This is a genomic window from Acinetobacter sp. C26M, assembly GCF_023702675.1.
Classification (GTDB): domain Bacteria; phylum Pseudomonadota; class Gammaproteobacteria; order Pseudomonadales; family Moraxellaceae; genus Acinetobacter.
Genome location: NZ_CP098478.1, coordinates 2,921,404 through 2,936,434 on the forward strand (window position 1 = coordinate 2,921,404; position 15,031 = coordinate 2,936,434).

General features: G+C 39.8%; 12 protein-coding genes. 5 read left to right on the forward strand and 7 right to left on the reverse strand.

Annotation, left to right across the window (positions count from 1 at the left end; all coding sequences use genetic code 11):
* Positions 1–2: 2 nt before the first annotated feature.
* Positions 3–1,217 carry a tetratricopeptide repeat protein gene (locus NDN11_RS13330; RefSeq protein WP_251109917.1) on the reverse strand — a complete coding sequence of 405 codons (1,215 nt, stop codon included), beginning with the start codon at positions 1,215–1,217 and terminating at the stop codon, positions 3–5.
* A 229-nt stretch (positions 1,218–1,446) separates the two neighbouring features.
* On the opposite strand from NDN11_RS13330, the gene NDN11_RS13335 reads away from it, so the two are divergent.
* The gene (locus NDN11_RS13335) at positions 1,447–2,148 is read left to right on the forward strand and encodes a VIT1/CCC1 transporter family protein (protein WP_167250743.1); all 702 of its coding nucleotides are present in this window, start codon (positions 1,447–1,449) and stop codon (positions 2,146–2,148) included.
* A 119-nt stretch (positions 2,149–2,267) separates the two neighbouring features.
* Positions 2,268–3,311 (forward strand): NAD(P)H-dependent flavin oxidoreductase, encoded by a 1,044-nt coding sequence (locus NDN11_RS13340; protein ID WP_251109918.1) that lies wholly within the window; start codon positions 2,268–2,270, stop codon positions 3,309–3,311.
* Positions 3,312–3,362: 51 nt separating this feature from the next.
* On the opposite strand, the gene ppk1 is transcribed toward NDN11_RS13340, so the two are convergent.
* Together ppk1 and mtgA are read right to left on the reverse strand one after the other, a co-directional pair.
* A complete protein-coding gene (gene ppk1, locus NDN11_RS13345; RefSeq protein ID WP_251109919.1) occupies positions 3,363–5,441 on the reverse strand; it encodes a polyphosphate kinase 1 in 2,079 nt (692 codons plus the stop codon).
* Between the two features lie 112 nt (positions 5,442–5,553).
* Positions 5,554–6,228, reverse strand: coding sequence for a monofunctional biosynthetic peptidoglycan transglycosylase (mtgA, locus tag NDN11_RS13350; RefSeq protein ID WP_167250749.1), 675 nt, complete (start codon positions 6,226–6,228; stop codon positions 5,554–5,556).
* 72 nt (positions 6,229–6,300) lie between these two features.
* On the opposite strand from mtgA, the gene NDN11_RS13355 reads away from it, so the two are divergent.
* Positions 6,301–7,107, forward strand: coding sequence for a rhomboid family intramembrane serine protease (locus tag NDN11_RS13355; protein ID WP_251109920.1), 807 nt, complete (start codon positions 6,301–6,303; stop codon positions 7,105–7,107).
* A gap of 31 nt (positions 7,108–7,138) precedes the next feature.
* On the opposite strand, the gene NDN11_RS13360 is transcribed toward NDN11_RS13355, so the two are convergent.
* Together NDN11_RS13360 and NDN11_RS13365 are read right to left on the reverse strand one after the other, a co-directional pair.
* On the reverse strand, positions 7,139–7,417 hold the full coding sequence (locus NDN11_RS13360) for a transcriptional repressor (protein ID WP_171552447.1): 279 nt from the start codon (positions 7,415–7,417) through the stop codon (positions 7,139–7,141).
* A 79-nt stretch (positions 7,418–7,496) separates the two neighbouring features.
* Positions 7,497–9,647 carry a TonB-dependent receptor gene (locus tag NDN11_RS13365; RefSeq protein WP_251109921.1) on the reverse strand — a complete coding sequence of 717 codons (2,151 nt, stop codon included), beginning with the start codon at positions 9,645–9,647 and terminating at the stop codon, positions 7,497–7,499.
* Positions 9,648–9,811: 164 nt separating this feature from the next.
* Between NDN11_RS13365 and NDN11_RS13370 the strand changes: the two genes are divergently transcribed.
* Positions 9,812–10,573, forward strand: coding sequence for a response regulator transcription factor (locus NDN11_RS13370; RefSeq protein ID WP_251109922.1), 762 nt, complete (start codon positions 9,812–9,814; stop codon positions 10,571–10,573).
* Positions 10,552–11,811, forward strand: a complete 1,260-nt coding sequence (locus tag NDN11_RS13375; RefSeq protein WP_251109923.1) for a sensor histidine kinase — start codon at positions 10,552–10,554, stop codon at positions 11,809–11,811. The genes NDN11_RS13370 and NDN11_RS13375 overlap by 22 nt, the downstream gene beginning before the upstream one ends.
* Positions 11,812–11,828: 17 nt before the next feature.
* Here NDN11_RS13375 and NDN11_RS13380 read toward each other — a convergent pair whose 3' ends face one another.
* Both NDN11_RS13380 and NDN11_RS13385 read right to left on the reverse strand, forming a co-directional pair.
* The gene (locus NDN11_RS13380; protein ID WP_251109924.1) at positions 11,829–14,312 is read right to left on the reverse strand and encodes an ABC transporter permease; all 2,484 of its coding nucleotides are present in this window, start codon (positions 14,310–14,312) and stop codon (positions 11,829–11,831) included.
* Complete coding sequence (locus NDN11_RS13385; RefSeq protein ID WP_251109925.1) at positions 14,309–15,013, reverse strand: ABC transporter ATP-binding protein; 705 nt, start codon at positions 15,011–15,013, stop codon at positions 14,309–14,311. The genes NDN11_RS13380 and NDN11_RS13385 overlap by 4 nt, the downstream gene beginning before the upstream one ends.
* Positions 15,014–15,031 lie beyond the last annotated feature (18 nt).

Sequence of the window (15,031 nt, forward strand, 5' to 3'; positions counted from 1 at the left end):
AGTTAAAAACTCTTATAAAAAACCAGTTCAGTACGGGTGTTGTTATAATTTTCAGTGCCATCAGCTAGAGCATCTTTAAAATAGTGCCCATACAAGCGTTCAACACGTAATTTCACTGGAATATAGTTAAATGGCTGCCAAGCAATGCCAGCACCATATTCAAATAAATTATTGTAATTTTCACCTTCCGAATCCGCTAAGGTATGCAGCTTGCCATAGGCTTGTACTGTACCCGCTTCACCGCGATAAACATTGAAACCAGAACGCAATCTCAAATCAGCAATCACATTATAGTCTTCACGCGAGTAACTCGCGACATTGCCATACAAGTCAGTAAAATAATCATTCCATAGCGTGCGTTGTTCTATCGCGGGATTAGCGTACCATTCTTGGTAACCTGTCACGCCACCGACTACACTTTCACGGAATTTGTCTCGATTACGGTCAATCAGATCATAACTGCCACCGACTTCTAAATAAGCACGGACAGGTATTGATTGCCAAGGTTGATAGTTTGCACCTATGCCAACAGTCACTGCATTTTCATCAATGATTTCAGGACGAACCCCACCCTTAGATTTGGTGTCACGGTTTAGATTTACAAAGCCATAGACTTGTGCCCGGCCATTATCGAGATTCTTCCCATAACGCATTTTTAAGGGAAAAATGAAATCGTCATAACGCGATTCATACGATGGTGCAAAATACACATCCTTAAAAGTCGATGGAACAATTGCTCCACTTAAGTTTTGCACGGCTTGCTGGGCTTTAGCTGCAATTTCAGCATCTGAAGATGTCGATAATCCTTTAAAAATAACTAATGCTTCTTTATTCCGTTTCTGCTGATTCAGCAAATAGGCTTCTTGTAATTTCAGCTGATCGTCTTGTGGTGCAAGCTGTTCAGCCTTACGTACACTTTGAATCGCATCATTTTGTTTATTTAAGCGAATCTGCAAATAAGTCAAACTTTTCCAAACCTTGATATCTTGTGGTGTGAGTTGACCTAACTCAATCAAAATTTTCTCAGCTTCTACTGGCTGGCTTTGTTCAATTTTATAAAACTTGTCCCAACGATCATAAATTGGGTTACCTGGTTTATATGCGGCATCCCCTTCTTTGACAAAATCAGAGCCAGCACTGAATGCATATTGGACTGGTAAGATAAGACCTAAAATTAATAGTGTATGACTCAGCAGCTTATTTTTCGAATTGTTCATCGCAGATCTCAACTAAAAATACTCATCATATGGACAATAAAAATCGATGTAATCCAAAGTTAAAGTGTTAAATTATTCACATATTATAACCAAATCATGGTTATGCAATCGTTAAAATACGTTATTTTATAATAGATTAAGTTTATGAATCATCAATAGAATTTTACAAATAACCCATGATTCACTACGTTATAAATGATTCAGTCCAAATAATTTTAAAGAGCGCATTATGTCCTACTCTCAACATGCTGAACCACATGTAATACAACGTTCTGGCTGGCTGCGTGCAGCTGTTTTGGGTGCCAATGATGGTATTATTTCTGTCACCAGTTTAATCATGGGTATGGCCGCAAGTGGTGCCAGTTCTCATACCCTATTGATTACCTGTATTGCAGGACTCATTTCTGGCGCCACCTCGATGGCAGCTGGCGAATACATTTCAGTCAAATCTCAAGAAGACATTGAAAAATCTGATCTTCATTTTGAAGCCAGAGAGCTGGAAAAAAATCCACATGCTGAACTCAAAGAACTGACTCAGATTTATATTTCACGTGGGCTTGAACCAGAGCTTGCACATGAGGTTGCCAAACAACTGACTGAACACGATGCACTTGGTGCACATGCGCGCGATGAGATTGGTATTCACGAAAATACCGCAGCCAATCCAGTTCAAGCCGCTTTATCCTCAGCAGCCTCATTTTCTTGTGGTGCTGCTCTACCAATGTTGGCAATTTTACTCAGTCCAAGTTCATGGGTGGCACGTTCTGTTCTTATTACAGGGGTAATTTCACTGGCCTTACTAGGTGCATTATCCAGCTACTTCGCCCGTACCTCCATGCTCAAAGGGAGTTTACGTATTACCTTATGGGGTATGCTCGCTATGGCATTTTCTAGTTGGGTCGGCTCTCTGTTTAATGTCACTCCTATATAGGAAGCTAAATTTTTTAATATAAAAATAACCTCTATATTCAATAAGTAAATAGCGATTATTATTTGCAAGCCTTTTTGTTTTTACGTTAAGGTGGTTAAAAATGGAATGAGTAAAGCATCATGTCAATTTTACAATTATTAGAAATAAAACATCCGATTTTACTTGCACCAATGGCAGGTGTTTCGACTCCAGAACTTGCCGCAGAAGTTTCTAATCAAGGTGCACTAGGTTCCTTAGGTCTTGGTGCCAATACGCCAGAAGCGGCTAAAGCTCAGATTTTAAAAACTCAAGAGTTAACAGATCACCCCTTTCAAGTGAACTTCTTTTGTCACCAATCAGAAGTATTAAATACTGAAATAGCACAACAGTGGATTGATTATCTTCGCCCTCAATTTGAAAAATTTAATGCAGAACCCCCAACACAGCTGAATTGCATTTATCCCAGCTTTTTAGACAATGATGACTATCTACATGTCGTACTTGAAACTCGCCCTAAAGCAGTGAGTTTTCATTTTGGAATTCCACACCCTCATCAAATTCAAGCATTAAAAGATGCGGGGATTATCACGATGGTCTCCGCGACCAATTTGCTTGAAGCCCAAGCCATTGAAGCCGCTGGCATTGATATCATTATTGCGCAAGGTATCGAGGCAGGTGGGCATCGTGGTATTTTCAATCAACATTTTGATGCTGCAATTAAAACCTATGATCTAGTACAACTTATCACTCAACATTGCACACTGTCCGTAATTGCAGCAGGTGGAATCATGAATGGTGATCAAGCTAAATCGGTACTTAAATTAGGAGCTGTCGCTGTGCAACTAGGCACCGCCTTCGTACAATGTAAAAGTTCAAGTGCAAATGCAGCCTACCGTAAAGCTCTATTTAATCAGAGCATTACTCAAATCAGTGCAAGCCTGTCTGGCCGACCAGCCCGTGGCTTACTGGGGACTTGGCATACACAACTTGACTCACCCAATCGCCCCAAAGTCCCTGCTTATCCCTATACCTATGATTTAGCGAAACAACTCATGTCCGTCGCAAGCGCACAACATGATTTTAGTTATGGTGCATTTTGGGCGGGCAGCAATGTCGGACAAATCAGAGAACTGGAAGCGGCTGATCTCGTGAACCAACTGGTGTTAGAAATTAAAACCAACTGAATATTTTAAATAAAAAAAACCGACCAATGTTGGTCGGTTTTTTTATTGGTCTTATTTAATTGCGTCAAGCAAAGTATGCTGTGCATTGTGCGGAACTTCACCTTCAACAGGTCGTGCACGATCCCAAACACCATCACCCTGTAACAACCATGCTTGCTGATTATCTTTTAGATAGTTCAATAAACCGAGTTGATAAATACGCTTCTTCAAGGCTGGATCTTCAATCGGGAAACAGGCTTCAACACGGTTGAACAAGTTACGATCCATCCAGTCCGCACTCGAACCATAAATACGTGGATTACCGTTATTACTGAAATAATAAACACGTGTATGTTCCAAGAAACGACCTACAATCGAACGGACACGAATGTTTTCCGACAGATTTGGCAAACCCGGACGTAAGCAGCAAATGGAACGAATAATCAGGTCAACCTGTACACCTGCTTGCGATGCTTCATACAATTTATTGATTAATTGAACTTCGGTTAAGGCATTTACTTTAATAATAATTTGCGCTGGTTTGCCTTCTTTGGCATTGGCAATTTCATCATCAATATAATTAATGAGTTGTGCGTGTAGGGTAAATGGCGCATGGAGTAGCTTTTTCGGCTTCGCCATTTTGCCCATACCGGTTAATTCTTGGAAAATACGATGTACGTCTTCGCACAAGTCTTTATCAGTGGTCATCAAACCATAGTCGGTATAAATACGTGCATTAGTGGCATGATAGTTCCCTGTACCTAAATGTACATAACGCACTAATTTATTATTTTCGCGACGTACCACCAGAATCATTTTGGCATGGGTTTTATAACCCACAATGCCATACACCACCACCGCACCTGCTTCTTGCAGGACATTGGCTACTTCGATATTGGATTCTTCATCAAAACGGGCACGCAGTTCGATCACCGCTGTCACTTCCTTCCCATTTCGTGCCGCTTCGGCAAGTACTTGCACGATTTCTGAATCAGCACCACTACGGTAAAGGGTTTGCTTAATTGCTAGCACTTGTGGATCACGTGCCGCTTCACGTAACAGCTGAATCACGGGAGCAAATGATTCAAAGGGATGGTGCAATAAAATGTCCTGCTTCTGCATGGCTGCAAAAATACTTTCAGACTTTTTAAATGCTTTTGGGATGACAGGTGTATGTGAGTCATAGCGCAAATGTGGACGTTTAAAGTTCGACAATAAACGCGCCAAATTCACTGGTCCATCAACACGATAGAGTTGCTCTTCGTTTAGATCAAACTCATCTAACAAATATTCATAAATATGCTTTGGACAGTTATGCGTAACTTCCAAACGAACTGCGCGACCAAAACGGCGTGAGCTCAATTCACCTTTAAGCGCTTTCGCCAGATCTTCTACATCTTCATTCAATGCTAAATCGGCATTACGGGTCACACGGAATTGATAACAACCCGTTGCCGTCATGCCAGGGAACAAATCAGACACATGCTCGTGAATGATTGCAGACAACATCACATGATGTTCTTTGCCATCGGTTAACTCATCTGGTAAACGTACCACACGCGGCAAGGAACGTGGTGCTGGTACAACTGCAAGATCAATCTGACGACCAAATGCATCTTTCCCTTCTAAAGTCACAATGAAGTTTAAACTTTTATTCACTAAGCGTGGGAATGGATGTGCAGGGTCAAGGCTAATTGGAGTCAGTACAGGTGCAACCTGTTCTTGGAAATATTTCTTAATCCATGCCGATTGGGCAGGCGTCAATTCACCACGACGCAAGAAGCAGATATCTTCTTCACGTAATTTTGGCAAAATTTCTTCATTTAAAATACGATATTGACGCTCAATCGCAGCATGTGTTGTTTTTGAAATTTGATCTAAAACTTGTTTAGGCGTTAAGCCATCTGGGGTACGGCTTTCATTACCTAAGGTCAGTTGCTCCATTACCCCTGCAACACGAATCTCAAAGAATTCATCTAAGTTGCGTGAAAAAATCAGAAGGAAATTCATCCGTTCTAAAAGTGGGTGAAGTGGATCGACGGCCTGTTCAAGTACACGAAGATGGAAATCGAGAATTGAAATTTCACGATTAATATAACGATCGTTGTAGCTATATTCTATGGGCGCTGTTGTCGTCACTGCAGTATTCATACTGAACCTTGTCGCTTTATCATTCATCAAGTGATGATTTAAGTATGCTGCAAAATTATGTCAATTTGGTAAAAAAGCCCAAAAATATTGGGCTTTTTTAAATTTTTTTGAATTATTGCGGAATTTGTATCGCATTCATATATTTTAAAATGACACGTTTGCGATATTGCAGCTTACGATCATTACGATTGTCTTGATAATACTTTGGATTTGGCAGTAATGCTGCCAAGAAAGCGGCTTGTTCTCGGCTTAAACTTTTTGAACTTTTGCCATAATAGAATTGAGCTGCAGCCTCAACACCATAGATGTTCTGACCAAATTCAACCGAGTTCATATACACTTCTAAAATACGGCGCTTTGACCACATCCGCTCCATCATCCATGTGGCAACAGCCTCTTGCCCCTTACGAATAAATGATCTTTGGTTATAAAGAAATAAGTTCTTAGCTAACTGTTGAGAAACCGTTGATCCACCCGCAACCAACTCACCTTTTTCACTATTCCGTTCCAATGCAAATTGGATTCCAGCCCAGTCAAAACCATGATGATGGATGAACTTGGCATCTTCACCCGCTAAAATGGCACGTTTGAAATTATCACTAATTTCATCGTAATCTCGCCATTCCTGCTTGATCGGTTTGAAGTCAGTCAAATAGTCTGCACGCATAAACATCGTAGTTTCAACAGGATGCGTACGCCACCAGACCAAACTACCAAAGATCCACAATTGAATCAGTAGAATGACACCGATAATCAACATTACTGCGCGTGCTAAAAAGGCTTTCATTAAAGTGCATCACTCCATCGTGCAACTAATTCATGCTAAGCTATTTTTTATATCAATAACTAGCGTAAACACATGACTGAAACGACTCCACCACAAATTAATCAAAAACTGCAAATACAAACATGGTGGTTTACTGCGCTACTGATTGCAGTCAATGTCGGATTATTTGGCTGGCAAATTCTTTCAGGGGTGAATATTACCGACCCTGCCCCAGTAGATGCAATCGCTTGGGGGGCAGATTTTACTCCACTGACCTTCACAGGTGAACCTGAACGCTTATTCAGCAGTATGTTTTTCCACTTCGGCATGATTCATTTAATGCTGAATATGTGGGCACTTTATATTTTTGGCAGTGTTGCCGAACAACTATTTGGACGAAGCTACTATATTGCTCTGTATTTTCTTGCTGGCCTAATGGGCAGTGTACTTTCAAGTTATTTAAGCATTCGTGATGGCTATGACCTATTACAACAGTTTGATCCTAAACTCCTACCCCACATTAGTGCAGGTGCTTCAGGCGCAGTAATGGGAATTGGTGCCGCACTGACCGTGGTATCCTTATTTCCGCCGTTGCCACAACAGCGTTTTTGGCTAGATAAAAAGTCATTACTAATGATTATGGGGATTAACCTGATCTTTGGTTTTACTGTGTCAGGCATTAATAATGCCGCACATATCGGCGGTATGATCATGGGAGCTTTATTAGCTACGACATGGTATTTCAGTCAAAAAACTCAAAACAAAGGCTTATTCCAGATCATTGCTTTAAGTCTTGGATTACTATTACTTGCTGCATTTTATTGGTATTGCACAGTGTTAAGTACAGGACTCAATCCTTTATGGCATGAAATTTTGGGACAAAATGGTTTAGCGAAATAAATCTACATCCCCCAAAGCGTAGCTTTATTTTTCAATTTTTTGAAAATGGAGTCGAATATAATGCTTTGTCATTTTCAAATTTTGTATAACTTACTAGTCCACACTTTTTAAACACACTGAGTGTATTATAAATTGTACCTTGAGATAAATACTGCCCCGACTTATGGGAAATATAGCCTATTTCATGCGCAGTAAGGGCCGTATTTGACTCAAATAAAATTTTAAGTACCTGAATACGTGGGATTGTCACTCTAAAGTTATATTGTGCTAATTTCTGCATATAAAACTGCATATTATCAATTTTATTCATATCAGTTGAACCTATTCAAATTATGTAAAAGCGATTAAGCACAGTACATAAACTGTGCTTAATCTTTATTTGAATTAAATTAGAACTTGAAATTCATACCTAAACGAAATGCTCGTGGAGATCCAGGAGTAATATTATTATTGCTATGAGCAGATAAATAATATTTCTTATCAAACAGGTTTTCTACATTTAACTGTAACTGCACCGACTTACTCGCCGTATAGTAAAGTGCCGCATCTGTACGGAAATAACCAGGCAACTCTACATTCGGTATCGGTGCTGATGTTGTCGCAATTAACTCATTAGCAGCGAACATTTTAGATTTATATGATAAGCCTAAACCTGCCCCCCAAACTGGGGTAAAGTCGTAGCGATTCCACAATGAAATGGTGTGTTTCGGCACTTGTGCTACTTGAGCACCGTCGCGTAATGTGGTCGTTGTATCCGCTGTAAACTCTGCTTTAGTGAATGCATAACCTGCTTTCATACTCCATTGTGGAGTGATATTACCATTCAGCTCTAATTCAATACCCTGACTACGTTGACCATCGCCTAGAATCGTTTTGGTTGCATCATTCGGGTCTAAAATAATGACATTGGTCCGATCTAAACGATAAGCAGCAAATGTTGCAGCGAGATCAGGTTTGATATCCCATTTGGCACCAAGCTCGTAATTTATGAATTTTTCAGGATCAAGCTCTTTATTGGTCACAGATAAACTAGATAGCTGGTCTCCTGCTCGAGGTTGATAAGCTAAACTGTAATTTGCATATAAAGAAACAGGTTCAATAGGTTTATAAATTAACCCAATTCTCGGCGAAAACAAAGAGTCTTTCGTGTCAATGGTTGCTGAATTTCGTTTATTTAAAAACTCATTTTTAATATGGTCATAACGTACGCCAGCAATAACTTGAAGCTTCTTATTCAGCTCAATCTGATCTTGTAAGTAAATTCCAAAATTTTTCGAATCACTTTTATTATCTGCATCTGAAGCTGCTTGTCTAAAAGTGACAATCTCATTTGTGGTTGGATTTGATAAAGGAACAGAAACCGAAGTCGCTGTAGCTGCTGCCCCAAAATATCCAGTCTCTCTAAAATTTGTAGTCTTCTGTTTAGCAATCTCAATACCCGCTAATAAAGTATGTCTAATCCCAGCAGTATCAAATTTAAAATTCACATCTGTCTGGTTGAAAATACTTTCCCGGGTTGTGGCATTGTTATATGCAGCAATCGATACTTCTGTTCCTGCTGCATTTACAGCCCCAGGGAAAACGTTTTGATAAAACTTATCTTGATCAGACCAACGGGTTTTGTTTGTTACTTTAAGATTTTCACTAAACTGATGTGAAAGCACAGCAGTCAAAGCATCGAGTTCAGTATTTGTAGGACTTAGCTTCGCATTACCAAAGAATGTTGAACGATCTGTATCAACAGGTTTTCCTTTAAATGAAGGAATTCCACGATCAGCAATACGATCATCTTTAAAATGTTCATAGCCAAGCGTCAATTTTGTATCAGATGAGAGCTTGAAAGCAACGGTAGGATTAATTCCAGAACGTTCAATTTTAACACCATCTCGATAAGAGTCTGAATTCTCATATAACCCATTTAAACGAAGCGCAATATCTTCATTTAAAGCTTGATTAATATCAACTGTAGCACGTCGGTTACTGTCCGTACCTAAAGTTAGCGAGCCGCCTATACTTGAATTCCATTCAGGGACTTTGCTCACTCGGTTGATTAATCCACCAACAGCACTGCGACCAAAAATCATACCGTTAGGGCCTTTAAGGACCTCTACCCGATCAATATTATATAAATCACGATAGTATTGAACATCGTCACGTACACCATCTACAAAAAAATCTGCTGTTGTCGAAAAACCACGAAAAACTGGCGTTTCTCGATTACCTTCACCTTGTTGGAATCCGAGACCAGGTACATAACGAGTCGCTTCTGCAATACTTTGTGCGGCTGTATCACGAATTTGGTCTTGTGTTACGATTGAAACTGATTGGGGAGTATCACGTAATAACGTATCCGTTTTAGTTGCGGTACTACTTTTTTTTACAACGTATTTTGTATCAACATCCGCCTTAACTTCAATCGTAGGCAACAAACTGGCAGTTGCTGTATCTGCAGCAATGGCATTTGAGCCAGCGATTAAAGATAAAGCAGAGACTAAAACGTTTAAAGGAAATACCCTTTTTTTGCACAAACTAGATTCCATAGCGGTACTCTTAGCAGCCATAATGTAAATGAAAATCACTCTCAACTTACACATCGTTACATAAGCAATGTCAGTTTTTTGTCAGATTCCTCAATCTTTTTGAAAATGACAATCATTTCATTCTTTGCTATTGTTGCTTGGCTAAATATCAAGGGTGTTATGAAATGGAATTAAACACGATATCCTCCGCCGTAATACCTCAGAATTTCCACGGAAAAAATACAACAAAAATTAAGGTCCTCGTTGTTGATGATCATACTGATTTAGTTGCAAATATTTTTAGTTTTTTAGAGCGTAAAAACTTTATTTTAGATGCTGCACAAGATGGCTTGAGCGCCTTAAAACTTTGTAATGAATATCAATATGATGTACTGATTTTAGATTGGATGTTACCCAAGCTAAATGGTGCCGATGTGTTAAAAAAACTACGGCATATCGGTTCTGATATTCCGATTTTAATGTTGACTGCAAAAACAGAGATTAATGACAAATTAAACTGTTTTCAGCTTGGTGCTGATGATTATCTTACCAAACCCTTTTCTATTGCTGAGTTGGAAGCACGTATTTTAGCATTGCACCAGCGATATATTGGCAGGAAGAAAATTCTTCAAGTGGGTGACCTCATTTATAATTTATCCACCGATGAAGTAACTCGAGCACAGAAACAACTTTATATTCATTCTGGAGGAAAGAAACTACTGGCCTTATTGATGCGTGAAAGCCCCAATATCGTGAGTAAAGAGCGACTTGAAAATACTCTCTGGGGAGATGAACTACCTGATAGAGATCTATTACGAACCCATATCTACGAACTTCGCAAACGTATTGACACCCAACATGAATTAAAACTAATTAAAACAATCCCTCGTGTAGGTTACCAACTTTCTTTGGCGCCTGAAAATCCATGCACAATCGACCAAATTTAAGAAACCAAATCATTATTGGGCTTAGTATTTATAGCTTAATTTTGACTTTTATTGTCGGTATACATGGCTATATCGTGAATGAAAATATTGAAAAACTGGTATGGAAAACCGTATTAGATGTTGAGTTTGATTATATAAAAAAACGTTTAGATAAAGACCCTGATTTTAGTGGTTCTGTTAAAGATAGTTTTTATTGGTATGATGAGAAAAATACGGGAAAAATTCCTCAAGCATTTTTAGCCTTGAATGCTGGAATCCATGATGAAATTGACTACGATAATAAAAAGTTTGTGGTGATGGTTGAAGAAAAACCATATAAACAAATTCTTGCAATGGACATTACCCATATTGAAACTTATGAAAGTATGCTGCTTGTCTCTACTTTTGTATTTACCTTAATTGTCGTTTTACTTATGGCCATTACAGCCTACTGGGCATTAGGCCGACTTATAAATCCAATTCTCCAAATCGCCAAAGATATCTCCAAACTTCCACCAAACGGTGTCGGAAATAAAATCCATCTAGAGAAATCAGTTCCATATGAGTCCTTCCTTATATCAGATGCTTTAAATCAATATATGGACAGAATTCAACAATATATACATAGAGAAAAGAATTTCATAAACACTGCAAGTCATGAATTAAGAACCCCTATTTCAGTGATTTCTGGTGCAATGGAAGTTGCCCTAAATCACCCTGATACCGCCTCTACGATCATTCCTCATCTACAACGTGCAGCTCGGGTTTCACATGAAATGGAGGAGTTGCTCGCTTTACTGTTAACTTTGGCCCGAGATAAAGATCGGCTAAAACGTATATCAGAAGTCATTGATCTTCAATCTGAATTACCCATCATTATTGAAAATCATCTTTTCCTTTGTACAGGTAAAAAATTAACCATTGAAAATCAACTTACAAGTCCATTACTTATCAGCGCACCTGCTCAAGTGTTACGTATTGCTATCGGTAACTTAGTCCGTAATGCAATTGAAAATAGTGACAATGGCGTCATACAGATTTACGCTAAAAACCAAACATTATTTATTGCAGACCCTGGTCAAGACATGGATGCAGCAGAGCTACGTGAGTTCTACACACAATTAGCCCTCTCTGGCAAAAAGGGATTTGGAGGTATCGGTATAGATCTCATATTAAGGTTGTGTGAGCATTTTGAGTGGCAACTTCAATTTAAACCAGCTCATAAAAAAGGCACCATCGTCATGCTCACTTTTAAATGAATCAATCGTAAAAATAATCACGATTGATTCATTTCTCTTAAGCTTTGTAGCGGTGGAATATCGCATAAATAACTTAGGCGATAACGACCAATCAAAGTGCAAATGATCATCATGCTCAGCGGTAAGATCAACCAAATTTCAGGATGCCATTGCACGGCCATTTGCATCCTGTGACTTGCGATAGCACTAATCACTTCGGCAAATAAACACGCCACCACACCTGACAACAGTCCAATAAAACCAATCTCGAGACTGAGCATCCGTTTAAGCTTATTCTTGGCAACGCCAAATGAACGTAGCAAAGCAACTTCTTTACGGCGCTCATCCATCAGCACATTTAAACATGCGATCAGTACCAATACACCAGAGAAACCGACTAAGGCAGCCAGTACCGTTACAATCTGTACCAGCACATTCACCAAGCGTTTAATTTCATCTAGAATCCGTCCGACATCAATAAAGACGGTATTGGAAAATTGCTGAATCAATTGCACCATTTTCGGCTGATCGGCAAGTGGTAAATAGAAGCTGCCTAAATAGCTGCCAGCGTTTTCATCCATCGTTTCAGGTGAAAATATAAAGAAAAAATTCGGACTAAAGCTTTCCCATTCGACAGTACGTAAGTTCACCACTGTTGCTTCTAATGTACCTTCAGGCAGACTAAAACTGAGCTGATCACCAATTTGAATGCCAAGTTCATGCGCTGTTTTTTCCTCTACAGAGACTTGCCCTGCTTTGCTAAAGTTTGCAGTACCTTGGGTAATCACATTATCTTTTGGATAAAGATTGGCTTGAGTCAGATTAAGCTCACGACGTAATGAGTTGTTTTGTTTGACCAATTCAGGTGAAAATGCATGACCATTTTTAGCCAGTAACCGTCCCCGAATATTGGGATAAAGTGGTGTCGATTGCCAACCATTTTGTTCAATTTGCTGTTTGAACTGTGGCATATCAAACGGAGGCAAACCATAGACAAATTGGTTCGGTGTTCCTACAGGCAATTGTTGTTGCCAACGTTGCAGCAGATCGGTTCTTAATACACTTAATACCGTAATCAAGCTTAAGCCTAAAGCCAGTGCGGTGATCTGCAAAGCGGTTTGATGTGGAATTCGTACATAAGCAGCCAGAGGATGTTTCAGCTGTTTAATCGCTTTGAGTAGCAACCAAATCACCGCATACAAAATCACACAGAGCAACAAAATTGCAGTGAGCACCAACAGGCTTAATTGTAAGTTATCGCTGAGCACCAAACTAAAGATGATCAAGCTGACAATACCAATCGCAAACATTGCCACATAAGACTTACGCGAACGCTCTTGCTGGCGAATCACCCGAATCGGTGGCGTGTTTAGTAATTCCCAAATACTTGGCAAAATAAAGCCAATCAACACCATCACACTGGTAAAAATCGCAATCGGTAAGGCATAAAGCAGATCAACGACAGCGAAGCTTAATTGCAGTTGTGGAATCAGTTGCAACATTAACTGCAATAAACCATAGCCCAAAGCAATCCCAATCAAACTGCCTAATACAACTGACAAGGCACTAACGATTCCAAGCAAAGCCATATAAGCCAATAAAATTTGTCGCTTACTTGCCCCCAAACAACGCATCAATGCAATATGATCTTGATTCTGCTGTACGTAGCGCTGACTGGTTAAGGCAATCGCGATACCACAAAGTAAAATGGTCAATAGATTGGCCAGTTGTAAGAAAGTATCCAAATTTTCAATCGGCTTCATTAAACGAGTATTGGATTGACTGGCATCTCTGAGTTTCAGTGAATTTTGCTCACCTTCAAGTTGTTGATCTGCAGCCTGATCCGTACCCTGCTCATCTTTCTGAGATTGTTTAAAAATCTTTTTATAGGCTTTGATTGGCTCTGGTTCGCCTGCAAGCAGTAGTCGATATTCAATACGACTTCCAACCTGAACTGCATTGGTTTTGGCAATATCGGCGTGGTGAATAATCACTGTTGGAGAGAAACCTGAAAATCCAGTCTCTTGATTAGAATCACGTTCAATAATGCCCGTGACCTTAAACTGCGCATCAGCAATTGCGAGTGGCTCGCCCATTTTTGCATGTAATAAATCCATGGCCCGCTGACTTAACCAAACTTCTCCTGGTTGTATCGCCTGTGCTTTGGGTTGAATCACCAACTGACCACGTAAGGGAAAATTTGCATCTACCGCTTTGACATTCACCATCACAAATTGATCTTGGGTGTGTGCCATTGAACTAAATACGGTCACAGGAGCATACTTTAACTTCAGTTCATCTGCCTGTTGCAGCCAATTCGGCTGAATAGGGTCCTTGTCTGATAGGACTAAATCACCACCCAACATTTCGGCAGCTTGTAATGCCACCGCATTTTGGACTTGAGTATTACTAAACTTGAGCGCTGTAGTTGCACTGATTGCCAAAGACAATGCAATAATCAGCAGATATAAGCCCCCTGTTCGAAAACTTTGTAACAGTAAGGGTTTCAGGACTGAACTCATACCCCCACCTGCAACTTGACGATTTCCTGAATTTGTCCATCAGCGAGTTTGACGTGGCGTTGGCAAAGTGCAGCCAAGTTTTGATCATGGGTGACTAACACTAAGGTTGTACCGAGTTCTTGATTTAAATCAAATAACAGTTGTTCAACCTCTTCCGCAGTTTGTCCATCTAAATTCCCTGTAGGTTCATCTGCAAAAATGATTTTTGGCTCTGCAATTAACGCACGTGCAATCGCAACACGTTGCTGCTCTCCCCCTGAAAGTACTTTCGGCGTTTGCTGCGCTTGTCGAGTCAATCCGACCCTTTCCAACCATGCCAATGCTTTTTGTTCTGCCTGCTTGAAATTAAAGTCTGGTTGCAAACGTAATGGCAACATCACATTTTCCAATGCACTTAACTGCGGCAACAGCTGAAAAGATTGAAAGACAAAGCCAATATTTTCTAAACGAACACGGGCGCGTTGTTCTTCAGTAAGCGTATGAACTGCTTCTCCGCAGACCCATAACTCGCCCAGACTCGGTCGATCCAATGTCGCGAGGATACCTAATAAGGTTGATTTTCCTGAGCCTGAACGTCCTGTAATGGCAATTTGTTCACCTTGATAGATGTCTAAATCAATATCTTTTAAGATGCTGAGACTTTGCTGATTGATTTGAATATTTTGTGTAACTTTTTGGGCAGAGATAATCGGTTGTGGCATGATGTCACGTATCCTTTA

What these genes read in the sequence shown, in the direction of transcription:
- NDN11_RS13330 (WP_251109917.1), bottom strand. Translation starts at nt 1,217, where the DNA reads ATGAACAATTCGAAAAATAAGCTGCTGAGTCATACACTATTAATTTTA.
- NDN11_RS13335 (WP_167250743.1), top strand. Translation starts at nt 1,447, where the DNA reads ATGTCCTACTCTCAACATGCTGAACCACATGTAATACAACGTTCTGGC.
- NDN11_RS13340 (WP_251109918.1), top strand. Translation starts at nt 2,268, where the DNA reads ATGTCAATTTTACAATTATTAGAAATAAAACATCCGATTTTACTTGCA.
- ppk1 (WP_251109919.1), bottom strand. Translation starts at nt 5,441, where the DNA reads ATGAATACTGCAGTGACGACAACAGCGCCCATAGAATATAGCTACAAC.
- mtgA (WP_167250749.1), bottom strand. Translation starts at nt 6,228, where the DNA reads ATGAAAGCCTTTTTAGCACGCGCAGTAATGTTGATTATCGGTGTCATT.
- NDN11_RS13355 (WP_251109920.1), top strand. Translation starts at nt 6,301, where the DNA reads ATGACTGAAACGACTCCACCACAAATTAATCAAAAACTGCAAATACAA.
- NDN11_RS13360 (WP_171552447.1), bottom strand. Translation starts at nt 7,417, where the DNA reads ATGAATAAAATTGATAATATGCAGTTTTATATGCAGAAATTAGCACAA.
- NDN11_RS13365 (WP_251109921.1), bottom strand. Translation starts at nt 9,647, where the DNA reads ATGGAATCTAGTTTGTGCAAAAAAAGGGTATTTCCTTTAAACGTTTTA.
- NDN11_RS13370 (WP_251109922.1), top strand. Translation starts at nt 9,812, where the DNA reads ATGGAATTAAACACGATATCCTCCGCCGTAATACCTCAGAATTTCCAC.
- NDN11_RS13375 (WP_251109923.1), top strand. Translation starts at nt 10,552, where the DNA reads ATGCACAATCGACCAAATTTAAGAAACCAAATCATTATTGGGCTTAGT.
- NDN11_RS13380 (WP_251109924.1), bottom strand. Translation starts at nt 14,312, where the DNA reads ATGAGTTCAGTCCTGAAACCCTTACTGTTACAAAGTTTTCGAACAGGG.
- NDN11_RS13385 (WP_251109925.1), bottom strand. Translation starts at nt 15,013, where the DNA reads ATGCCACAACCGATTATCTCTGCCCAAAAAGTTACACAAAATATTCAA.